Origin of the sequence: Mesorhizobium sp. M0037 (assembly GCF_040323635.1) — a bacterium.
Classification (GTDB): domain Bacteria; phylum Pseudomonadota; class Alphaproteobacteria; order Rhizobiales; family Rhizobiaceae; genus Mesorhizobium.
In genome coordinates this window covers 199335-220295 of sequence record NZ_JAMYVB010000002.1, presented here as the reverse complement: position 1 = coordinate 220295, position 20961 = coordinate 199335, and the positions used below count along the sequence as shown (strand labels likewise).

The 20961-nt window shown below is 62.8% G+C and carries 19 protein-coding genes, 1 tRNA gene and 2 pseudogenes; 4 read left to right on the top strand and 18 right to left on the bottom strand.

Annotated elements, in window-relative coordinates; all coding sequences use genetic code 11:
- Nucleotides 1-19: 19 nt before the first annotated feature.
- The 12 genes and pseudogenes from sfnG to NKJ78_RS05315 form a co-directional block, all read right to left on the bottom strand.
- Nucleotides 20-1120 (bottom strand): dimethylsulfone monooxygenase SfnG, encoded by a 1101-nt coding sequence (gene sfnG / locus NKJ78_RS05370; RefSeq protein ID WP_023701791.1) that lies wholly within the window; start codon nucleotides 1118-1120, stop codon nucleotides 20-22.
- 24 nt (nucleotides 1121-1144) lie between these two features.
- The gene (msuE, locus tag NKJ78_RS05365) at nucleotides 1145-1714 is read right to left on the bottom strand and encodes an FMN reductase (RefSeq protein ID WP_352459484.1); all 570 of its coding nucleotides are present in this window, start codon (nucleotides 1712-1714) and stop codon (nucleotides 1145-1147) included.
- Between the two features lie 207 nt (nucleotides 1715-1921).
- A complete protein-coding gene (locus NKJ78_RS05360) occupies nucleotides 1922-2284 on the bottom strand; it encodes a hypothetical protein (protein WP_352459483.1) in 363 nt (120 codons plus the stop codon).
- A gap of 223 nt (nucleotides 2285-2507) precedes the next feature.
- Nucleotides 2508-3745: pseudogene (locus NKJ78_RS05355) on the bottom strand (Zn-dependent hydrolase).
- Entirely contained in the window at nucleotides 3742-4590 is an 849-nt protein-coding gene (locus tag NKJ78_RS05350; protein ID WP_352459482.1) for a BtpA/SgcQ family protein, read from the bottom strand. The pseudogene NKJ78_RS05355 and the gene NKJ78_RS05350 overlap by 4 nt, the downstream one beginning before the upstream one ends.
- Entirely contained in the window at nucleotides 4587-5498 is a 912-nt protein-coding gene (locus NKJ78_RS05345) for a ribokinase (protein WP_352459481.1), read from the bottom strand. The genes NKJ78_RS05350 and NKJ78_RS05345 overlap by 4 nt, the downstream gene beginning before the upstream one ends.
- Nucleotides 5499-5500: 2 nt before the next feature.
- A complete protein-coding gene (locus NKJ78_RS05340; protein WP_352459480.1) occupies nucleotides 5501-6271 on the bottom strand; it encodes a glutamine amidotransferase in 771 nt (256 codons plus the stop codon).
- A 9-nt stretch (nucleotides 6272-6280) separates the two neighbouring features.
- The gene (locus tag NKJ78_RS05335) at nucleotides 6281-7390 is read right to left on the bottom strand and encodes a phosphotriesterase family protein (RefSeq protein ID WP_352459479.1); all 1110 of its coding nucleotides are present in this window, start codon (nucleotides 7388-7390) and stop codon (nucleotides 6281-6283) included.
- Nucleotide 7391: 1 nt separating this feature from the next.
- Nucleotides 7392-8402, bottom strand: coding sequence for an ABC transporter permease (locus NKJ78_RS05330; protein ID WP_352459478.1), 1011 nt, complete (start codon nucleotides 8400-8402; stop codon nucleotides 7392-7394).
- On the bottom strand, nucleotides 8399-9199 hold the full coding sequence (locus tag NKJ78_RS05325; protein WP_502896817.1) for an ATP-binding cassette domain-containing protein: 801 nt from the start codon (nucleotides 9197-9199) through the stop codon (nucleotides 8399-8401). The genes NKJ78_RS05330 and NKJ78_RS05325 overlap by 4 nt, the downstream gene beginning before the upstream one ends.
- Before the next feature lie 95 nt (nucleotides 9200-9294).
- Complete coding sequence (locus tag NKJ78_RS05320) at nucleotides 9295-10236, bottom strand: ABC transporter substrate-binding protein (RefSeq protein ID WP_023739627.1); 942 nt, start codon at nucleotides 10234-10236, stop codon at nucleotides 9295-9297.
- Between the two features lie 141 nt (nucleotides 10237-10377).
- On the bottom strand, nucleotides 10378-10995 hold the full coding sequence (locus NKJ78_RS05315) for a cupin domain-containing protein (RefSeq protein ID WP_023672469.1): 618 nt from the start codon (nucleotides 10993-10995) through the stop codon (nucleotides 10378-10380).
- Between the two features lie 1346 nt (nucleotides 10996-12341).
- Between NKJ78_RS05315 and NKJ78_RS05310 the strand changes: the two are divergent.
- A pseudogene (locus NKJ78_RS05310) lies at nucleotides 12342-12697 on the top strand (tyrosine-type recombinase/integrase); the annotation flags it as partial.
- Nucleotides 12698-12762: 65 nt separating this feature from the next.
- Here the strand turns inward: NKJ78_RS05310 and NKJ78_RS05305 are convergent.
- Nucleotides 12763-12838: transfer RNA gene (locus tag NKJ78_RS05305), tRNA-Ile, on the bottom strand.
- A gap of 134 nt (nucleotides 12839-12972) precedes the next feature.
- On the opposite strand from NKJ78_RS05305, the gene NKJ78_RS05300 reads away from it, so the two are divergent.
- Nucleotides 12973-13683, top strand: coding sequence for an SIMPL domain-containing protein (locus tag NKJ78_RS05300; protein ID WP_023705824.1), 711 nt, complete (start codon nucleotides 12973-12975; stop codon nucleotides 13681-13683).
- A 258-nt stretch (nucleotides 13684-13941) separates the two neighbouring features.
- Here NKJ78_RS05300 and NKJ78_RS05295 read toward each other — a convergent pair whose 3' ends face one another.
- On the bottom strand, nucleotides 13942-14286 hold the full coding sequence (locus NKJ78_RS05295) for a hypothetical protein (protein ID WP_023713887.1): 345 nt from the start codon (nucleotides 14284-14286) through the stop codon (nucleotides 13942-13944).
- 220 nt (nucleotides 14287-14506) lie between these two features.
- Complete coding sequence (locus NKJ78_RS05290) at nucleotides 14507-14953, bottom strand: YcgN family cysteine cluster protein (RefSeq protein ID WP_023672465.1); 447 nt, start codon at nucleotides 14951-14953, stop codon at nucleotides 14507-14509.
- Nucleotides 14954-15155: 202 nt separating this feature from the next.
- On the opposite strand from NKJ78_RS05290, the gene NKJ78_RS05285 reads away from it, so the two are divergent.
- Nucleotides 15156-17336 (top strand): OmpA family protein, encoded by a 2181-nt coding sequence (locus NKJ78_RS05285; protein ID WP_023740177.1) that lies wholly within the window; start codon nucleotides 15156-15158, stop codon nucleotides 17334-17336.
- A 326-nt stretch (nucleotides 17337-17662) separates the two neighbouring features.
- On the top strand, nucleotides 17663-18178 hold the full coding sequence (locus NKJ78_RS05280; protein ID WP_023672463.1) for a TIGR00645 family protein: 516 nt from the start codon (nucleotides 17663-17665) through the stop codon (nucleotides 18176-18178).
- A gap of 130 nt (nucleotides 18179-18308) precedes the next feature.
- On the opposite strand, the gene NKJ78_RS05275 is transcribed toward NKJ78_RS05280, so the two are convergent.
- From NKJ78_RS05275 to NKJ78_RS05265, 3 genes are all read right to left on the bottom strand, one after another.
- Complete coding sequence (locus NKJ78_RS05275) at nucleotides 18309-19175, bottom strand: SDR family oxidoreductase (RefSeq protein ID WP_023740179.1); 867 nt, start codon at nucleotides 19173-19175, stop codon at nucleotides 18309-18311.
- A gap of 119 nt (nucleotides 19176-19294) precedes the next feature.
- A complete protein-coding gene (locus NKJ78_RS05270; RefSeq protein WP_155924148.1) occupies nucleotides 19295-20002 on the bottom strand; it encodes a helix-turn-helix transcriptional regulator in 708 nt (235 codons plus the stop codon).
- A gap of 8 nt (nucleotides 20003-20010) precedes the next feature.
- A complete protein-coding gene (locus NKJ78_RS05265) occupies nucleotides 20011-20883 on the bottom strand; it encodes a S1C family serine protease (RefSeq protein ID WP_023740180.1) in 873 nt (290 codons plus the stop codon).
- Between the last annotated feature and the right edge of the window lie 78 nt (nucleotides 20884-20961).

Below are 20961 nucleotides of genomic sequence, written 5' to 3'. Positions count from 1 at the left end.
CCGCAGGCCGCGCCCTGGCCTATTCGGCGGCGACAAGCTCCCTGTCACGCGCCGCTTCCAGTTCGCGCACCAGCGGGATGATGCGCTTACCGAAGAACTCGACCTCTTCCTGGAAATGCAGGAAGCCGAGCAGGATCAGATCGGCGCCGGCATCCTTCAGCTTGAGGATGCGTTCGGCGATCTGTTCCGGCGTGCCGATGAGATTGCTGCGGAAGCCGTCATTGTACTGCACGAGATCCTCGAGGGACGACTTCGCCCAGTTGCCCTCGCCTTCCGGCGAGGCCTTGCCGGCATTCTTGACCTGGTCGGCAAAGCCCTGCACCGCTTCGGGATTGGCCTTGGCGACGATCTCGTCCAGCACGGCGCGTGCTTCCGCCTCGGTTTCGCGAGCAATGGCAAAGGCGTTAACGCCGATCTTCACCTTGTGGCCATTCGCCTTCGCCTTGGCCTTGATATCGTCGACCTGCTTCCTGATCTCTTCGGGCGTGTTGCCGTTGGTGAAATACCAGTCGGACACCCGCGAAGCCATGTCACGCGCGGCGCGCGACGAGCCGCCCTGGAAGATCTCGGGCTGCGGATCGATCGGCTTCGGCTTCATCGAGTAGTTGGTGAAGCGATAGAAGTCGCCCTTCAGCGTAAAATTGTCCTCGGTCCAGATGCCGCGCAACGCGCGGATGAACTCCTCCGAGCGGCGGTAGCGCTCGTCATGGTCGAGCCACAGCTCGCCGATGGCGGCGAACTCGCCACGGAACCAGCCGCTGACGACATTGACGGCCACGCGGCCATTGGTCAGGTGGTTGATGGTGGCGATCTGCTTGGCCGCCAGCGCCGGGTTCCATGGACCGGGCAAGACGGCGGCAATCACTTTCAGCGTTGTGGTGGCGGCCAGCAGCGCGTGGCTGAACGACACGGATTCGTGCTGGTTGTCGGCGCCGTAGCCGGCGGTGAAGCGGATCTGGCTCAGTGCGTAGTCGAAGCCGTTGGCCTCTGCGATCTGGGCGAGCTTGCGGTTGTAGTCGATGTCCCAACCGGTCCGCTGCTCGATGTTGGAGATGACCAGGCCGCCGGAGACGTTCGGAACCCAGTAGGCGAATTTCAGGCCGTCGGAATGAGACGTCATGTCGTTGTTCCCTGTTTGGTTGGCTCAGCCGACGCGCGCTGCGGCGGCGGCATTTGCATGGTTGGAATTGAGCAGTGAAACCGCTTCGGATGCGGCCCGTGAAATGCGTTCGCGTATCGCCTCGCCGACGATTTCGGCGCCGATGAAATCGTCGGGCGCCCCATAGACGCCGGTCGGTACGGTGACGGCGCCGAAAAAGCCGAATAATGGCCGCAACTGATGTTCGAGAACCAGGCCATGGTATGGACTTCCGCCTGTCGCCGCGAGAAGCACGGTCTTGCCGGCGAGCGCGCGATAGTCGACGAGGTCGAACAGGTGCTTGAGGGCGCCGGTGTAGGAAGCCCGATAGACAGGCGTTCCGACCACGAGCAGATCGGCCTTCTCGACGCGCTGGATGATTGCTTCGCCGGACGCGCCGAGGGCGCCACGCGACAGCCCGACGAAAAGCGAAGGCGCCGCCTCGGTGATTTCGATCAGGCCGGTGTCTGCCGGGACGCGCAACGCCACGTCCTTGACCAGCGCGTTCACCACCGCGGTTGTGCGCGATGGCGTGCTTACGCCGCCGGATATTCCGAGAACCGATAGCCTTACCAACTCGTCAATCTCCCAGACCCTGCATGCGCATCGGTCATTCCAAACCGGGGCAGACGATATTCGACAAAATCTATAGAGATAAGGAACGACGTTTCGATTTTTCGCCTTTGGCGAGAAAAATCCGGTTCTGCTAATGTGCGGTAGCAACGTCCACCTGGCGATGGCCGAGAAGGATCAGAACGGCTGGCATTCATCCATCGACATTTTTTAAAGCGCCGATGCCTTGGGCAATAAGGTTCGTTGCCACGATGCCTGGCGTCGCCGTCGCGCAATACTACGAAGCGGCTTCCTTGCCGGCGACATCACCAGTTTCTGGGGTGTCCAATCGGGATTGTCTCTTTCCATGGTGCGCGACATTGGCTTTAGGATTAACCGCAGCGACAGTTGGGACACACGCATCCTTGTGGACGCCTCGAGTGCGACAACGTCCAGCAGCCCTGGACGGCTGGACGGCGCCAGTTGCTCGCGATCGACACGGGCAAGCTCTATGGCGGGCGTGGGGATTTCCTGCCGGTGGCCGAGGCGGTAGCCTAGCAGATCGCCCATCTGGTAAGTCGACGAGATCGTCACCGCCTATCACCCACGGCGTCAATGACGGCCCAGGGATCTGGTGGGCTTTTCTGCTGGGTCAGGTGTTGAATGTGGGCCGATCATACGTCCGCGATCAATCCGCCGCAGCCCGGCCGCCTTGACCTCCCGTTGCAGCCCCCCGACGTCACGAAATCACGGACGTGCACCAGGAAGTCCCACAGGTTGCCTCTTCACGCCGGCACGCCTGTGCCACCGTCGCTGCCTAAGAGGCGGCGACGGTGGCCGCTTGAAGCAGAACCCGCGCGCCGGCAACCGCGTAGGCAGGCTCCACATATTCCGCCTCGTTGTGGCTCAGCCCGTCACGGCACGGCACAAAGATCATCACGGCAGGCGCCACCCGGGCGAGGAACAGCGCGTCATGGAATGCACCCGAGATCATCTGTTTGTGCGGCAGCTTTAGGGTATTGGCGGCCTCCTCGACGGTTTTGACCATATCGGCAGAGAATGCCGCCCCCGGCATGTCGAACGACCGACTGATCGTTACCGTGCAATGCTGAGCTTCTGCCTCCGCCGCGCACACCTGGCGCAGTTCTGCTTCGATGGCATCGAGCCGCTCTACCCGCGGATGCCTGATATCGACGGCGAAGACCACAGACTGCGGTATGGCGTTGATCGATCCCGGCTGGGCGGTCACCCGGCCCACCGTCAGCCTTGCACTGCTGTCGAACGGCATGATCGTCGTCTGGAGCCTGTGAATCGCGGCAACGGCCGCGACCATCGGATCCCTACGGTAGGCGAGGCCGGTTGTACCGGCGTGACCGGCGGCGCCCTCAATGCAGACCTCCAGCCAGCGCGTGCCCTGCACGGCTGTGACGATACCGATCGGCAGCCGCTCCTTTTCCAGCGATGGTCCCTGTTCGATATGCAGCTCGATGTAGCCGGATATCGGCATGCCGAGGAGGCGAAGGGTTGCCTCTGGCAAGGCGAAGATCGTTGCCCCGAGCTCCTCTGCGAGGGACGCACCGTCGCTACCGACTATGGACCGCCATGCGGAAATGTCGGCTCCGGTGAAGGCCATGGAGCCCATGACACCCGGCGTAAACCGGCTGCCCTCTTCATTGGCCCAGGCGACGACCTCGATCGGCATCCGAGTCTCAGCCCTCGCGTCCTCCAGCGCTTCGAGCGCCTCGAAGGCGGAAAGCGTGCCGAGCGCTCCATCGAAGCGCCCGCCGGTCGGCTGGCTGTCGAGGTGGCTGCCGATAAGCAGCGGCGGCAGGGTGGCATCCGTGCCCTCCGGCGGATGAAAAGGTTTGCCATGGCGTCCTGGAAAACCGCGAAGCCGCGCTCGAGCGCCAATTCCGCCAACAGGCGCCGGGCGCCGCGATCCTCAATGCTGAACGCCTGTCGGTTTACGCCACCGGCTGGCGTCGCGCCGATCCGGGCGAAGGCATCGAGCCGGCCCAGCAGCCGCTCGCCGTTGATCTCCGGCACTGAAGTCACCGCCTGAGGCCGCGGATGAAGGCCTTCACCCGTTGCGGATCGACCTGATTCCACCACACTCCGTCATGTTTCAGCGAGCTGGCGACAATGACTCCGTCGACGATGTCCAAGATATCGTTGGCGTTGTCGGGTGTCACCCCGCTGCCGACAAGCGTCGGCAGTCCGGCGGCGTCCTTGATCATCCTGATGTAGCTGAGGTCGGCGGCGTGGCCAGTGCGCTGGCCGGTGGCGATCACCGCGTCGGCATCGAAGAACACGAGGTCCTTGACCTGCTCCTCGATCGGCCGGTCGCCGACGATCGCGTGGGCGCCATGCTTGACATGCGCGTCGGCGAAGATGCGGATGCAGTTGGCCCGAAGCCTAGCGCGGAAACGCATGGCGCGCGCCGCTTCGCCTTCGATAAGGCCCTCATTGGCGACATAGGCGTTGGCCCATTGGTTGACGCGCACGAAGGCTGCACCGGAGGCACTGGCGATCGACAGCGCGGGAATGCAGGCATTGGCAAGCACATTGATGCCGATCGGCCGGCCGAATTCGCGGCGGATGCGGTCGGAGACGACGGACATATAGGCTGAAGTCTCCGGCCCAATGTCATCCGGCTTAGCAAAAGGCACGTCGCCGTGGTTTTCGACGATCACGCCGTCGCAACCGCCATGCAAATAGGCTTTCGCATCGTCGAGGCCGCGTTGATATATGGCCTCGACCGCCTCGCCATCGTAGCGCGGCGCACCCGGCAAGGGTGCAAGGTGAACAACGCCGATCACCACCTTGCTCCTGCCGAAGATCGACTGCAGCACATCATCCGCGACCTGGCCAATGGGTTTGGAGTTAGGGGAATTTGTCATGCGGTTTTCGCTTCCGTCGTTTCCATAAGCACTTTCATTTCCCGTCTGTCGGGGCAGGAACCGAGCGTGCCGGCGCGCCCGACCGAGATGGCTGCGGCGCGGACCGCAATCCGCGCTGCCGCGGGGAGCTCCATGCCGGCCGCAAGGCAACCAGCGAGGCAACCGCAAAAGACGTCGCCCGCGCCGCTGGTGTCTAGCACGGCCACGCTGGGCGCCGCGATCCGGTCGATCCGTCCTTCGCCATCGGCGACAAGGCAGCCGAGTGCGCCAAGCGTCACGATGGCAGCGCCGGCGCCCTGACGGATCAAGTCGCGGGCCGCCATGGCAGGGTCGCCAGCCCCGGTCAGTTGCGCCGCTTCGCCCGCGTTGGCGATGACGACGCTGACGTCGCTCAAGCCCGGTGTGTGGTCGGCCGCAAGCGGGCTCGGATTGAAGATCGTCATCGCTCCCGCGCCGCGCGCCACCTTCAGGCAAGTGGCCGTCATATCCGGAGCCAGATTGCCCTGAAATACCACGATATCGCCGCGTTCGATCGCTCGGGTAAAACCGCTGTCGGCCATAGGATTGTACGCGGCGGCGCAACTGGCTCCGGTGACGATCAGGTTCTCGCCCCGCGCATCGACCATGATCGTTGACCGATCGCTGGGCAGTGGCAGTACCGCCAGATGGCTGGCATCGAGATCGCGGCTCAACTGCTCTGCGATCCAGGCTCCGGCGGGATCGTTGCCGATCGCGGCACGGAAGCGAACATCGGCTCCGGTGCGCGCCGCGGCCACCGCCTGGTTCGCACCCTTGCCGCCAAGTCCGTCAGCATGTTCCGATGCGTTCAGCGTCTCGCCTGCCGCCGGAAACCGGTCCAACTGAAAGGTTGTATCGACGCAAACATTACCGACGACATGGACGCGCATGGCTAATCCCTGGCCGTTGCCCAGCCTAGCATCTGTTCGAACAACGTCTTGTAGCCATTCCAGGCGATGAAGCCCGGCGGCAGCCAGTGCGGGCCGACATCCGACGTCCAGGCGACGGTGCGGCCCTGGCCATATTTGCCGGTCACCAGCAGCGGCAGCGAACGGTAGTCGGAAGAGACGGTGGCGAGAACTTCCGCGCCGTCCTTGACCGTGACCTCGTTGAAGCCAAGCAGGATTGGCCAATCCTTGCCGAGGCCCTTGAGGATCGGATGGGTCTGCGGGCCGACGACGACCGGCGCATAGCCTTCTGGAACCTCGACACGGTCGTCCACCGGCAGGCAGATGACCGGCAAAACGTCCTCAACCGGCGTCTTGTGATAGCGCGCGCCACCATTGATGCCTTGGAAGCTGTAATACCCGCCGAACATCAACAGGCCGCCGCCATTGCCGACATAGTCGCGCAACAGGCGCAGCCGGTTCGGCGTCGGTTTGGAGTGGATCCAGGTATCGGGGTGAAGCAGCAGCGTGTTGGCTCCAAGATCGGAGAGCACGACCGCGTCATAGGCCGAAAGCGCTTCCATGGTCTGCGGGAAATTCCGCTGTGCCTCATGCGCCGGCATGAAGGTGACGTCGAATAGGCTGTCCTTCAGCGCGGCCAGCAACTCATCGGCACCGGTGTGATAGGTCACGGTGGGAAACTGATCGAAGCCTTTGATGTGGGTCGCGGTCGAGACCCAGGACTCGCCTGCGAGAAGAACCTTCCTCCTGGACATGTAGTCTCCCTATCTTGTTTTGGAGCCGCGGCTGAGGCCCTCGGCGAACACAGTCTTTGGATTGTCGATGAGCATCGTGTCGATTGCCGACTGCCCGACACCATGGCGCTTCAGTCTCGGCACGAAATGCTTGAGGATGAAGCCGTAGCCGAAACCGCCGAAGCGGGTCAGCATGATCTTGAGAAAGACGTCCTGCGACAGCAGAATCCTGTCGAGCAGTCCCATGTCGATCAGCGAGCGGATCGCCTGCGCATTCTGCTCGTCGGACGGCGATTGCGCGTCCTGGTCGGCATAATAGAAATCCATGCCGATCATGTCGTATTCCAGGAAGGCGCCACGCGCGGCGAGGCTTTGCTGGTAGGCAAGATCGTTGTGGCTGGGGTTCATGTGGCAAAGCACCGTATGCCGGAGATCGGCGCCTTCTGTCTCGACCACGTCAAGCACATCATGCGCCAGCCGCTCCCAGCCGGGCAGATGGATCGTCAGCGGCACGCCGGTCATCTTGGCCGCACGGGCGGAGGCCCGCAGCGACTTGCGCTCCTCGTCGGTAAAATCCTTGCTGACGCCAACCTCGCCGATGATGCCGGCAATGATTTCGGGCTGCGCCGACCCGCCGCCGACATCATTGACGAGGAATTCGGTGACATCGTCGACGTCCATCGCTTTCAGCCAGTCGGGGTGGGTGTGTTGCAGATAGAAGCCAGTGCCCATGACGATGCGCAGTCCCGACGCGCGGGCAATGCGCGCCAGCTTCGCCGGATCGCGGCCAATGCCGATATTGGTTGCATCGACCACGGTATGGCCGCCGAGCGCCCGGTACTTCGCCAGTTCCGACAGCGCCAGGTCGCTGTCGTCGAGCGAGACGTTGTCGCGGTTCATGTAGGGGTTCATCCGCAACTCGCCGATGATCTCCATGCTGACCGGCTGCTCGGCGATCTTCTTCTCGTCGGGATGGCAAGGGCATTTCCACGATGTCGCGCCATCGAGCAGGATATGCTCGTGCATCAGCGTCACGCCCATATCGGCGATCGCAACCGGGCCGGTGACGGTCATCACCGTGCCGGAGCGAACACCGATCGGCGCCCGTTCCCTTGGCTTGTCGTCGAACAGATGATCCATGTCAGCGGCTCCGCGTTGCGCCCTTGAACAGGCGGAAATTCAGCCAGATGGCAACGAGGATGATTGTGCCGGTAACGATCGGCGTCAGGAATGGGGACATGTGCGCCAGGATCAAGCCGTTGCCGATGACCGCGACGGTCAACGCGCCGAGCACAGTGCCGATGATCGTACCGCGCCCGCCGAACAGACTGGTGCCGCCAAGCACCACGGCGGCGATGACATCGAGCTCGAAACCCTGGCCGGCATTCGACGAGCCGGAACCGAGCCGGGCGGCGAGGATGATGCCGGCCACCGCCGCCGCCATGCCCGACAGGATGTAGACGAAGAGCGTCATGAAGCGCGTATCGACACCGGCTCGGCGCACGGCCTCTGTATTGGCGCCGATGCCGGTGACATAGCGGCCGAACGGCGTCTGGTTGAAGGCGAGATAGGCAATGATCAGCACGACAAGGGCGAGCAGCGCCGGTACCGGCACGCCGAGAAACCAGGCCCTGCCGATGTTGACGAAGAAGCTGGTCGGTTCGACCGGGATCGAATAGCCGCCGGTGATCAGCAACGCCACGCCGCGGATGACGGAGAGCCCGGCAAGGGTGACGATGAAGGGCGGTATCCGCTCGTAGGCGATGAAGAAGCCGTGCAAGGCGCCGATCGCAGCACCAAGCGCCAGCATGGCGATGACGACCAGCGGCCATGGCAGGTCGGCCTGCAGGAAAACCGCCGACAGCGTTGCCGTCAGCGCCAGCACGGAGCCGACCGAGAGGTCGATGCCGCCGGTGGTGATGACGAAGGTCATCGCGGCCGCAACGATCAGCAGCGGCGCCGACTGGCGCGCGATGTTGAGCAGATTGGGCGTCGTCAGGAAGGAACCGGTGATCAGCGAGAAGACCGCGCAGACGACGATGAAGAACAGCGCAATCGAGACGACGCTGCCATTGGCTAACGCCACATCCTTCCACGTGCTGTTGTGAGCGCGTTTGGGCGAGGCGCCAACACCGGCGGAGGTAACGTTCATGGTTGGACCCCCTCATCGCGGCTTGCGCGGGCCGAGCGCGCGGTGAATTTGCGGCCGACGATCAGGTTGACGACCTCCTCGATGCTGGTCTCGCCGATCTTGCGCTCGGCGACATTGCGGCCTTCGTACATGACCTGGATACGATCGCAGACCAGGAACAGATCCTGCAGCCGATGGGTGATGAGGATGACGCTGACGCCCCGGGCGCTGACGGCGCGGATGAGTTCCAGAACCGCCTCCACTTCCGCCACCGCAAGGGCGGCCGTCGGCTCGTCCATGATCAGCACCGACGGATCGAAGGAAGCGGCGCGGCCGATGGCGATCGACTGGCGCTGGCCACCGGAGAGGTTTTCGACCTTGAGCCTGGTGTCGGTGATGACGATGCCGAGCCGGTCGAGCATCTGGCGCGTCTCGCCATGCATGCGCTTGTTGTCGAGAAAGGGGACGCCGAGAACGCGGCGACGCGGCTCGCGGCCGAGGAAGAGATTGCCCGCCACATCCACCGTGTCGCAGAGCGAAAGGTCCTGGTAGACCATCTCCACCCGCGCGGCGCGGGCATCGGCCGGCGACGAGAAAGACGCCGCCTTGCCATCGATCTCGATGGTGCCGGCATCAGGAATGACCGCACCGGACAGCACCTTGCTCAAGGTGGATTTGCCGGCGCCATTGTCGCCGACCAGACCGAGCACTTCGCCAGGCTTCAGGTTCAGCGAGACATCGTCCAGCGTCTGGATAGGGCCGTACCGTTTGGAAATACCGGTCATCCTGACGCGGTAGGTCTCGCCATCGCTCATCATGGTTCCAATTCTCTGGGCGCGACATGTTCAATCGGTCGCCGGGCCGCGCAGGCAACCCTCGGGTCAATGCGCAGCCCAGCGGTCCGGGGAGGATACTACTTGAACATGTCCTTGAACTGGCCGACATTTTCCTTGGTCACGATGGTGATCGGAACGTTGATGATCGGGTCGATCTTCTCGCCCTTCTTGAGCTTGACGAAAGCTTCGATGGCAGCCTTGCCTTCACCGGCCGGATCCTGCTGGACGACAGCGACCACCCAGCCCTCTTCGAGACCCTGCACCGCCGACTTGGTCAGGTCCCAGCCGAACACCTTGACGTCGCCCGTACGGACCTGGCTGGAGACGGCGGAAACCGCGCCGAGCAGAGCCGGCTCGCCGGTCGCGTAAAGCGTCGTCATGTCAGGATTGGCGGTCATCAGGTTTTCGGAGGCGGACAGGGCGACGTCCTGGACGTTCTGGCCGTCGACCGTGTCGAGGAAGGTGACCTTCTGGCCGCTGTCGGTGACAGCCTTCTTGAAGCCGTCGAGGCGCTGGTTCTGGATAAACGAATTGAGCGCGCCAACGACGCCGATCTTGGCGGTGCCGCTCAGCTTAGTCTTCACGTATTCGGCGTAGAACTTGCCGATATCCTCGCCTGCCTTCGTGTTGTCAACGCCGACGAAGGCGACGTTGTCGCCATTTGGGATCTGCGCGTCAATGGCGATGACCGGAATGCCGGCGGCTTTGGCCGCGGTGATGGCCGGCTTCACACCGTTGACATCGATGGCGACGAGAATGATGCCGTCGACCTTCTGGGTGATGTAGTTCTCGATGGCGTCGTTCTGCGCGCTTGGTACATTGTTGGCGTTGAAGATGACGAGGTCCACGCCGGCAGCCTTTGCGGCAGCCGTTGCGCCGTCATTGATCTGGTTGAAGAACAGGGCCTGCTGGTTGATGGTCACCAGCGCATAGGTCTCGGCCATGGCGGAAGCAGAGCCGAGGGCGAGGGTCATGGCGATGGCTGCGGCGCAGCCTGAAAGGATCTTGGTAAGACGCATTCCGGTTCCCCTTGGTTTTCTCGAAAAGGCCCTTGATCGGGCTCACGTGGCGCCTGAGCGCAGAGCATATTTCAAGATGCTTGATTTCTTGTCAAGTGACTTGAATTGGCATCAACGAAGAGAAATGAGGGGCTCGCCCGATCAGAATGTTGCCGGCGTGTTCACCCAGAAAATGCTGGCGCGTTCGTCGCCGACATTGCGGTACCAGTGCGGCAGTTCGGAATTGAAGACGAAGGAATCGCCGGCCGACAGGCGAAACGTCTTTTCGCCGACCATCAATTCGATCGCACCTTCCAGGAGGTAGCCGACTTCCTCGCCAGCGTGCTGGATCGGGCCGGCGCTCTCACCTCCCGCCTCGATGTGATGGATGTTGCACTGCAGGAGATGGCCGGGCGAATACGGAATGACGCGCTCGAGCGAAATGCCTTCGCCGCGCCGAAGCGGATCGAGCGCGATCAACGGCCGCGATCCAGCCCGAAAGACGATGCCTTCCTCACCATCGGATTCCTCGAACATCCAGCCAATGTTGGTGCCAAGCACCTCGACAAGCCGGTGCAGCATGGGAAGCGAGGGCGAGACCTTGCCGTTCTCGACCTTGGAAAGCAGGCTTTCAGAGCAGTTCGCGGCGGCAGCTAGCGCCTTCAAGGTCAGCCCACGCGTCTGCCGGGAGAGTTTCAACCGTATGCCGAGCCGCAGAAGGCTGGTGGCGGTCGAGCGCTCGTCGCCGCCCTTGCTGTTTTGGGTGTCCATCTTGTTCATTTGGGGACGCGAACATCTCCGCTGGTTGGGCTGACTCGTAAAACCGATCCCAGGCGTTGTCCATCCTGTGAAAAACGGACGATGCATCCAATCGTCGGTGGGCCTTTTCAAAACCATCATCCCCCACTAAACGCTACGACGCGTTCGGCGCATTTGCGAGTAACTGCCCGATGCATGCCGCAGAAGTTAGGACAACGCAGGCGTTGATCTCGCAGTACCGCACACCATGATCGAGGCGACCCCAACCTTCCGGGACAAAGTGGTGATCGCTCACTGACCGCGCCGCTGGGGACCGACGCAGCGAACTGCGGCCGTCAGGGCAGCGGGCCATTACTACGACCTGCAATGTCTCATGCAGTCGGAAACCGGCGAGGCCGCGCTCGCCGACCTCGATCTCGACGCCGACTGCGTGCGCCATGCGCGCGTGTTTTTGATCGGCCCGATTATGACCTCGCTTCTGCCGTACCAAGGACCTTCGCGATCGAGCCAACGCCCAAGATGGTCGATGCACTTGCGCGCGACTACGACGTGGCGCATCACTTTTGCCAACCGGCCGAGTATATGGTGTTTGACCTCCATGCGATCCGCACGAGCAGGTACTAGGAAACGATAGGATAGAAGGCTGCGTCGGCTGAACAACACCATCGCCGCCCTTAGCAGCGACACCAAAGCTACGCCGCCCAACCCGTAATGGTCAGGGCCACATGCTCTCTTGGTTCTGTCGCACCACCTGAATTCCTCGAGCGATCCGCGCGCCATGTAGACGTCGACGCTCGGATCGTTGACGGCCGCCACCATTTCGGTCCGCCTGCCTTTGTAGCGTGAGCCCACGATCACCGCGCGCAGCTTATGTTCTCCGAGAAGGGCATGAAATAGTGCATCTCACAATTGACCTCGACACCGTCTTTGAGCGCGACGTAGGCGCGATATTCTTGCTCATAGGCCACCCATCGGCCTTTGTCCGGATTAGACGTTTGATGTCTTCGGGGGTGATTTCATCCAGAATGTTGAGGCCCATGTCAGTGAGCGTCGGACGCTTTTTCACATAGTCGACATCATAGAGTGCCTTTTCAGGCACGTCGAAGCCGAGGACTATACCCTTATGGCTGCCTGCGTAGTGCGCCCACATGAGGGGCTGTCCCAGTCCTTGCTCATGCAGATCACGCCGTTCTTGACGCTGAGGTGCCGGCGCATTTCTCGCAGTGCGATCCGATCGGCCTTTTGAGACAGCGTCACGCCGATGAATTCAAAGTCGTCGTTGAGCTGTTCGATTCGGCCGATCCTGATCCGGGGTTCCAAGATCGAGCGCACTTCGACGGGGTTTGATATCGTCCAGGCCAAGAACAAGGGGAACCGGCGGCAAACGGCTTTTCGTGCCAATCACGCCGATGCTGTCCGAGATCCTGGATGCGGCTGACAGGCGCGGGGAGACCGTCTTGGTCAACGCCTATGGGGAGCCCTTCTCCGCCAAGTCCTTGACTGGAATGATGGCGCATTGGTGCAAGCTTGCCGGTCTTCCGAACGGCCTTACCCTGCATGGTTTGAGGAAATCGCTCGGTGTTTATCTGGCGAAGGCCGAGGCCTTCACCAGGCAGATGATGGACGTCTCGGTCACGACGATATCGATCATGCGGAGCTCTATTCGTGCGAGGCATCGCAGGTGCGGCTGGCGGTCCCGGGGATGGATCGAGTCGTGCGGCTGGTCACGCGCAAGCCGATGCTTGGCGAACCTGTCGGCGAACCTCGTGGCGAATCACTCCATAACAATGGTGGGCCCGGAGGGACTCGAACCCCCAACCAAGCGGTTATGAGCCGCCGGCTCTAACCATTGAGCTACAGGCCCCACGCGCGCTGGATTAGTGTTTTTCCTTGCGCGGCACAAGGCTTTCCGGACGGGCTGGCCGAGATCGCCCAAATCAGCCCATATTCGCGCCCTAGTCGACAGGCGCGACTGGATCGCACATCGAGGAGATTTTCATGACCAGACATATTTTGCCGCTCGCACTTGCCGCCGCGATCGCTTTTCCGGCGATGGCAAGCGCTGCCGATTCGCTGCCCCCGCCCCGCATCATCGTGTCGGGTGAAGGCCAGTCGACCGTGGCGCCCGACCTGGCGCTGCTGACGCTCAGCGTCATGCGCGAGGCCAAGACCGCACGCGCGGCACTCGACGCCAACAACGACGCCATGGCCGCCGTGATCGCGGCAATGAAGTCGGCAGGGATCAAGGATCGCGACCTGCAGACCGCCGGCATCCAGATCAACCCGCGTTACAATTACACCAACAAGCCCGACGGCAGCCAGGAAGCCGAGCTTGTCGCTTACCAGGTGACCAACACACTCTCGGTGCGCATTCGCGACATCGACAAAACAGGTGAGGTCCTCGACAAGGCTGTGTCGCTCGGCGTCAACCAGGGCGGCGGCATTTCGTTCTCCAACGAGGATCCGAAGGCTGCCGTCACCGAAGCCCGCAAGAAGGCGGTCGCCGATGCCATGGCCAAGGCCAAGACGCTGGCCGAAGCCGCCGGCGTCAGCATCGGCCGGGTGCTGGAAATCACCGACCAGAACGTTGCGCCGGCGCCGATGCCGATCAATGCCAAGGCCTTCGATGCGGCAGGCGCCGCGGTTCCCGTGCAGGCCGGCGAGAATGCCTACGCCGTGCAGGTAACAGTGACATTCGAGCTTAAGTAGCAGGCCGCCGGGCCGGGCGCGGTTCTGCTGAACCCGTCGGCCGGAACCGCTATCGCCGACATGAAAAACCCCGGAGGACTGGCCTCCGGGGTTTTTTCGAGCCGCACCCTTCCGCGGAGGGAAAGGGGCTCCTGGCTGACCCTAGAAGGGTCATGCCGCTACTCCAGGCTGATCCTCGCGGAGGAACATGCCTCCGGATCGACCTTCGCAGAAGGTCGTATCCCAGACTGATCTTCGCAGAAGATCAGTCTGGTTCTCTTAGCGATAAATAACCGGGCAGCCGCGCTCATTGGCGAACACGATCACAACGCGATCGCCATACTGACGGCCGGCGACCTTCACCACGCGGCGATTGACATCGACGATGCGGACGCGGTGCAGGCCCATGCGCTCGGCCTTGTCGAGGGCGCGATCCGGCGAGCAGCGGCGCCAATTGCGGTCACGGCGAAAGCCGTCCTCATCGTCGCCGGTGTAGACGCCGACGCGGCGGTCATGGTTGTTGCCGAAGCCGAGATAGATCGAGTCCGCCTGGGCGGGCACTGCGGCAAGCGTGCCGAGAGCTACGAGACCCGAAAGGGCTGCCGTCTTGAATGAGTTGAACATTGTCTTCTCTCCTTGTTGAGGGCTTGCGCCCGTCTTGGTCGAACCGATGGGGGGAGAATGCTCCTTGCAATCTGAACTCTTCGCGAACCGGCCGTTCATTTTCGGTTAATCTGCCCGACAGGTTGAAAGCAACCGCCCCTTCCACCGCTGCAAACGATCCTGACCGTCAAAAACGTCCAATGGCGCAGAACGCCCTATGGCAGCGTCCGTTCCAGAATGCTCAGGGCTCGTCATCGAGCATATAGTCGAAATAGTCGTCCGGCTCGGCCAGATCGGTCTCACTGGCGCGGACGCGGCCGCGCATGGAGATGCCGGCATCATGAACGGTCTCGGCACTTCCCGACACCAGCCTGTGCCACCAATAGAGGTCGTGCCCCTCGGCAACCAGCCGGTAGGCACAGGTTTTCGGCAGCCACGTGATGGTGCGCACATTCTGCGGCGTCAGCCCGACACAGTCCGGCACGCGCGCCAGCCGGTTGGCATAGTCCGAACAGCGGCAGCTTTGCCCATCGAACAGCCGGCAGCCGACTGATGTCCAGTAGATCTCGCCGGTGTCCTCGTCCTCGAGTTTAGACAGGCAGCATTTTCCGCAGCCGTCGCACAGCGATTCCCACTCGGTGGGCGTCATCGCTTCCAGCGTCTTGGTCTTCCAGAACGGCGTTTCCATTATGGGTCGAGATGTGGCCTCCGCATGCGGCAAGGTCAAGCTGTTGTGTGACTTCAAGTTCCGGCCGCACCATAGGAAAAACATGAAGTTGCCTTCAAAACGCCGGTCAATCGTCCTTGGGTGCGGGTAATGCCCGCAAACCGGAACCAATCCGGTCAAGGACAGTTTGGGCAGGGATGGGACCCCACAAGGAGAATTTAAGATGAAACGCCAACCACGGGTACTGGCAGGTACGGCACTTGGCCTGCTTATGGCATCCGCGCCGTTGGGCGCATCCCCGTTGCAGGGCAACGCCGTTTTCGGCCCCTTGCAGCACACGGCCGCGCCACTGATCCTGGTCCAGGACGACCCTGCTGCAGATGGTCAGCAGACCGACCAGGAACTGCCGCGCAAAAAGAAACGCCAGCAGGCCGAACAGGCAGCGCCGGCCGCCGAGCAGCCTGCACCGGCTGCAGAGCAACCCGCCCCTGCCGCCGAGGAACAACAGCCGCGCAGGAAGAAGCGGGATCAGCAGCAGACCGAGCAGGCCCCGGCCGAACAGGCCGCACCTGCCGCCGAGGAACAGCAGCCGCGCAAAAAGAAGCGCAATCAACAGCAGCAGATCGAGGCGGCGCCTGCGGATGAGGGCGGCGCCCAGGCAGCGCCGGCGACCGATGAGCAGCCGCTCAAGCCACGCAAGAAGAAGCGTGACCAGCAGCAGATCGAGGCAGCACCGGCTGAACAACCGGCCGAACAGGTAGCTCCGGCAAATGAAGAACAGCCGCTAAAGCCACGCAAGAAGAAGCGCGACCAACAGCAGATCGAAGCGGCGCCCGCTGAACAGCCGGCCCAGCAGCCTGCCGAGCAGGCAGCGCCCACCGAACAGGTGGCGCCGGCAAACGACAACAAGTCGGGCAAGAAAAAGCGAAAGCAGGATCAGCAGATTGAGGCCGCGCCTGCCGACAAAGCGCCAGACGTCAAAGTTGCGCCTGCCGAAGAGCCCGCGCCGCAGGCCGAGCCGATTCAGCCCCCGGCCGATCAGCAAGCGGCTCCCGCCGAAGGTGAACAGCCGAAGGATCAGGCGAAAAAGCACGGCAAAAAAACTGTCGGCGAACAGCCGGTGACGGGCGAACAGCAGCCTGCGACCGGTGAACCACAGCCTGCGGAGCAACCGGCCAATGCCGAGCAGCCCGCGCAACGTGAGACGCCGGCGCAAGGCGAAGCCACGGCCAACCCCGACGAAGCACCCATCCTGGACAGCCAGAAGGATGCCAGGCGCAAGCACCGCAAGGACCAGGGCGGCAACAGCCAAAATGGGAACGGCCAGAATGCTGGCGGCCAGACGGGCGAGCAGCCCGCTCAGGGCGGCACCGAGGCGCAAGCCCCGAAGCCGGCTCCGGTCGACCAGGGACCGCCGCCCATCGACGACAAGTCAGCTCAGCAGGCAATTCAGCCAGAAAAGATCGCCCCGGTGACGGAGGAAAAAGGCAAACGCGTCGAGCGTGCACCCGATGAGAACGTCCGCGACCGCCGGCGTCCGAAAGGCGTCGACGTCGTCAAGGAACTCGGCGACCGCGTCATCCTGCAGTTCAACAACCAGACGATCGTGGAAAGCAATGACGCTCCGCGCATGCACCGCGGCGCCAGGAATGTTTACTATGAGGAACTGTCGGGCGATCGCTCTCGGGAAATCGTCGAGCGCGACAATGGCATCCAGATCGTCACCATCCGCAACCGCAATGGCGACGTCATCAGGCGATCGCGCATCACGCCGGATGGGCACGAATATGTGCTGAGCTATGTCGACGAGCGCAGCTATGACGACGACAATGACTGGCGCGATCCCGGTGACGACCTGCCGCCGATGCGGCTCACCATCCCGCGCCGCGAGTACATCCTCGATTCGGAAGATGTCGAAAGCCCGGACGATTATTACGAGTTCCTCGAACAACCGCCGGTGGAGAAGGTCCAGCGCCTCTATTCCATCGACGAAGTGAAGCGTTCGGCGCGCGTGCGCGACATTGCCCGTCGCGTCGACCTCGATACATTGAACTTCGAGTTCGGCTCGGCCTCGATATCCGACACCGAAGTGCAGAAACTGGAAGGCGTCGCCACGGCCATGGAGAAACTGTTGAAGAAGAACCCGGCCGAAACCTTCCTGATCGAAGGCCACACCGATGCGGTTGGCACGCCGGAAGCAAACCTTGCTCTGTCCGACCGGCGCGCTGAGTCTGTCGCCGAAGCGCTGACCAATGCCTTCGGGATCCCGCCGGAAAACCTGACCACTCAGGGCTATGGCGAGGAATACCTGAAGGTCAACACCACGGCGCCCAACCGCGAGAACCGCCGTGTCGGCATCCGTCGCATCACCTCGCTGGTGGCACCGGTGGCGAGTAACAATTGATCTGCTTTCCAATGGCTTGAGCAGCTTTCTGGAATCAGATCGACAACAAGGACCCATCCCGGCAGATCGGGATGGGTCGAGCTGCGGACAGCAATCCCGGTTCAGCAAGAATTGTACTGGTATTAGAACCGGCTCATTGAATAGAGCGGCCGCCCTCCCCAGATTCAAGCCTGGGCGTTCCCTGCCCCGTCCCGACTCCAGCGGGATGCATTGAACCCCGCCGGCCCTCCCGGCGGGGTTTTTTTGCGTCGCAATTTGCCTTGCAAACTGCGGCAAGCTGATCGAAATACCCCAGTCGACCTCAGAAAGCTGACCGGAACCGCTGCATGAAACGTCTCGAACTCGCCATCGAATCGATCATCCTCGCCTCACGCTGGCTGCTGGTGGTTTTCTACATCGGGCTGGCCCTAGCGCTCGCCGTCTATGCGCTGTCCTTCGGCAAAAAACTCTACGAGTTCGTCATGGTCGCCTTCACACTCGACGACACCGACACCATCCTGAAGATGCTCGGCCTCATCGACGCCGCACTTGTCGCCTCGCTGGTGGTGATGGTGATCATCTCCGGCTACGAGAATTTCGTCAGCCGCTTCGACGACCAGGATGGCGGTGTGCACTGGCTGGGTACGATCGATGTCGGTTCGCTGAAGGTCAAGGTCGCCTCGACCATCGTCGCTATTTCCTCGATCCACCTGTTGCAGGTGTTCCTGAATTCGTCTTCCTATACGATCGACCAGCTGATGTGGCTGACCATCATCCACCTCGCTTTCGTCGTCTCGGCGCTGATGCTGGCCTATATCGACCGGCTGATGGGACTGAGCAAAGGCAAGAAGGGCGAGGAGTGATGAGCCCCTTTCTCCCCGTTCATGGGGAGGTGAGGCTGGTCCGCACAGCGGGCGAAAAGCCAATTGCTTGGTTTTTCGAAAAACGCCGGCAGGTGGATGAGGAAGCAGCGCCGTCGGCCCGTGATTTCCGTCAGTAGATGCTTTTGACGTTCGTCGGCGAATTGGCAAATACCGCGTCCGGCACGAAAAAGTCGCCGGCCAGCGGCCCGGTCGCGCCCGGCGCATAGACCGCGAAATCGGTCACGCCCTCGGCCCGCAGCACCTCTTCATCGATGTAGAAATTGCCTGATGTCTCGCGCGATGGCCGCAGGAAGATGGCGTGTGCGGCATCGGCCATGATGTCGGGTAAGCGGCTCATCGCCGCCACCGTCGCGCCGCCGAGCAGATTGCGCACCGCAGCCGTGTCGATGGTCGAGATCGGCCACAGCGAATTGACCGCGATGCCGTCCTTGGCAAACTCGGCGCTCATCCCCAGCGTGCACATCGACATGCCGAACTTGGCCATGGTGTAGGCGACATGGTTCTTGAACCATTTGGCCTTCATGTCGAGCGGCGGCGCCAGATTCAAGATGTGAGGATTGCTTGCCAACTTCAGGTGCGGAATGCACATTTTCGACACCAGGAAGGTGCCGCGCGTGTTGATCTGGTGCATCAGATCGTAGCGCTTCATGTCCGTCTCCAGCGTGCCGGTGAGCTGGATGGCGCTGGCATTGTTGACGCAGATATCGATGCCGCCGAACTTTTCGACGGTCTTGGCAACCGCCTCAGCCACCTGCGCCTCCTCGCGGATGTCGCACAAAACAGGCAGCGCCTTGCCGCCGGCCTGCTCGATCTCCTCAGCTGCCGAGTAGATCGTGCCCGGCAGCTTCGGATGCGGCTCGGCGGTCTTGGCCGCGATCGTCACATTGGCGCCGTCGCGCGCAGCTCGCAGCGCGATCGAAAGACCGATGCCGCGCGACCCGCCGGAGATGAACAGCGTCTTTCCCTTGAGCGACATGTCTTGGCACCTCCCTTGCTACATCACTGACGCGAACCATTGCGCGGCGGCAATGCACTGCGCAAGGCCTCGGCAGCCTGCAACGGGTTACGCAACGTAGGCTCAAACGGAAAAGGGGGTTAGACCAGCACCAGGCCCTGCCGCATCGCGATCGCGATGGCATCCGTGCGGTTCGCAGCACCCAGCTTGATCAGGATCGCGGCGACGTGGAACTTTGCCGTATGCACGGAGATGTTCAGCCGCCGCGCGATCACCTTGTTGGGCGCGCCTTCGGCCAGCAGCGCCAGCACTTCGGCCTCGCGCGGCGACAGCGCCGGACGGGCGGTAGCGCCATCGTCCAACAGCTCCTCGCCGAACAGCCCGCTATGGCTTCCGCCGTTGGCGGCGCCATCGAAATCGTCGTGGCGAGCGGGCGTCGAACGCCCATCCCTGGACACCCGGTAGCCGGCCGCCGCTAGTCTGACGGCAGCCGCGATCAGATTCGCATCCGACGCCAAAGGCAGCACGGCAAGCACCCGGTTTTCTGGCCGGCCAGCGCTCGCGGATAGCAGCACCCGTGGGATTGCGCTGTTGCCACCATCGGCCCGATCGAGCCAGGCCGCACTGTTCGCAACAGCGTCATCGACGACAGCGACGTCGGCAATCCCGCTGCCGGCCACGACCGGAAGCAGATCGTCCGCCATGGCAAGCGAAGCCGACAGGCGCTCGGCACGCGCGGCATCGTGCAGCGCGATCAGCACCACGAGCTGGCGTCCGCCGCCCGCCACCTCCGGCCCACCCACCTCCGGCCCACCCGCCTCCGGCCTTGTCAGCGTGTCGCTTTCCATCGGCCCTCTCAGCTCAGCGGCTTTTCACCGACGGTCAGCGCGACATCGCGCTGCTCGCCGCCGCGCACCACGCCGAGCGTCACCGCGGCACCCGCGCTATCCGGCCCGAGCTTTCGGATCAGTTCGCGCGGGCCGTGCACGGCCTCGCCATTCCACGCCACGATGATGTCGCCCAGCGCAAGGCCGGCGGCCTTGGCCGGACCATTGTCGTCGAGGCTCATGACCATGGCGCCGCGCGCCGCGCCGTCACGGATCGGGTGCAGGCCGGCGCCGAGATAGCCGCGCGCGACATGGCCCTTTTCACGCAGCGTCGCCACGGCCCGCTCGACCGTCTCATAAGGCATGACCAGCGCACGACCACGCGGCCCGAACAGCAGCATGCCGATCAGCGCGCCCTTGGCGTCAAGCACCGGCCCGCCCTCGAAACGGCCGCCGGCATTGACGGCGAGATTGATGCGCCGATCGATGCTGCCGCCGCGCATCGAGCGCCAGGCGGGGCCGACCTCGCCGACCGAGCCCGAGACAGCCAGCGCCGAGCCCTGACTGCTGCCGACAGCGATGGCGACGTTGCCCGGCCGTACCGCGTCAGCCTTGGCGAGCGCAGGCGCCGCGACCGCGCCGGCCGGCTTCAGAAGCGCTACGCCGGTCGACGGATCGCGACCGACCAGTTCGGCCTTCACCACTTCGCCCGAAGCCAATGTCAATTCGATCTCCTCACCGGCCTCGACAGCTTCCTCGGCGGTGACGAAATAGCCGTCACGCCAGTGGAAGGCGCTGGCGGTGCGATGGTGATGGGTGGTGAAACTTGCCGTTGCCGGCGCAGCCTTGGCGGCGAGATCGGCGATGGCCTCGGAAAATGCATTAAGGTTGAAGTCACTCATGATGATCTCCTGGGTTTTCTCATGCCCCAGATATCGCTCGGCAGTGCGCCCGGAGGTACTCGTCTGACGGCTAGTTAC

Bases quoted from the DNA above. Each gene is read 5' to 3' on its own strand.
- sfnG (WP_023701791.1), bottom strand. From the start codon at position 1,120: ATGACGTCTCATTCCGACGGCCTGAAATTCGCCTACTGGGTTCCGAAC.
- NKJ78_RS05350 (WP_352459482.1), bottom strand. From the start codon at position 4,590: ATGACAAATTCCCCTAACTCCAAACCCATTGGCCAGGTCGCGGATGAT.
- NKJ78_RS05345 (WP_352459481.1), bottom strand. From the start codon at position 5,498: ATGCGCGTCCATGTCGTCGGTAATGTTTGCGTCGATACAACCTTTCAG.
- NKJ78_RS05340 (WP_352459480.1), bottom strand. From the start codon at position 6,271: ATGTCCAGGAGGAAGGTTCTTCTCGCAGGCGAGTCCTGGGTCTCGACC.
- NKJ78_RS05335 (WP_352459479.1), bottom strand. From the start codon at position 7,390: ATGGATCATCTGTTCGACGACAAGCCAAGGGAACGGGCGCCGATCGGT.
- NKJ78_RS05330 (WP_352459478.1), bottom strand. From the start codon at position 8,402: ATGAACGTTACCTCCGCCGGTGTTGGCGCCTCGCCCAAACGCGCTCAC.
- NKJ78_RS05325 (WP_502896817.1), bottom strand. From the start codon at position 9,199: ATGATGAGCGATGGCGAGACCTACCGCGTCAGGATGACCGGTATTTCC.
- NKJ78_RS05320 (WP_023739627.1), bottom strand. From the start codon at position 10,236: ATGCGTCTTACCAAGATCCTTTCAGGCTGCGCCGCAGCCATCGCCATG.
- NKJ78_RS05315 (WP_023672469.1), bottom strand. From the start codon at position 10,995: ATGAACAAGATGGACACCCAAAACAGCAAGGGCGGCGACGAGCGCTCG.
- NKJ78_RS05300 (WP_023705824.1), top strand. From the start codon at position 12,973: ATGACCAGACATATTTTGCCGCTCGCACTTGCCGCCGCGATCGCTTTT.
- NKJ78_RS05295 (WP_023713887.1), bottom strand. From the start codon at position 14,286: ATGTTCAACTCATTCAAGACGGCAGCCCTTTCGGGTCTCGTAGCTCTC.
- NKJ78_RS05290 (WP_023672465.1), bottom strand. From the start codon at position 14,953: ATGGAAACGCCGTTCTGGAAGACCAAGACGCTGGAAGCGATGACGCCC.
- NKJ78_RS05285 (WP_023740177.1), top strand. From the start codon at position 15,156: ATGAAACGCCAACCACGGGTACTGGCAGGTACGGCACTTGGCCTGCTT.
- NKJ78_RS05280 (WP_023672463.1), top strand. From the start codon at position 17,663: ATGAAACGTCTCGAACTCGCCATCGAATCGATCATCCTCGCCTCACGC.
- NKJ78_RS05275 (WP_023740179.1), bottom strand. From the start codon at position 19,175: ATGTCGCTCAAGGGAAAGACGCTGTTCATCTCCGGCGGGTCGCGCGGC.
- NKJ78_RS05270 (WP_155924148.1), bottom strand. From the start codon at position 20,002: ATGGAAAGCGACACGCTGACAAGGCCGGAGGCGGGTGGGCCGGAGGTG.
- NKJ78_RS05265 (WP_023740180.1), bottom strand. From the start codon at position 20,883: ATGAGTGACTTCAACCTTAATGCATTTTCCGAGGCCATCGCCGATCTC.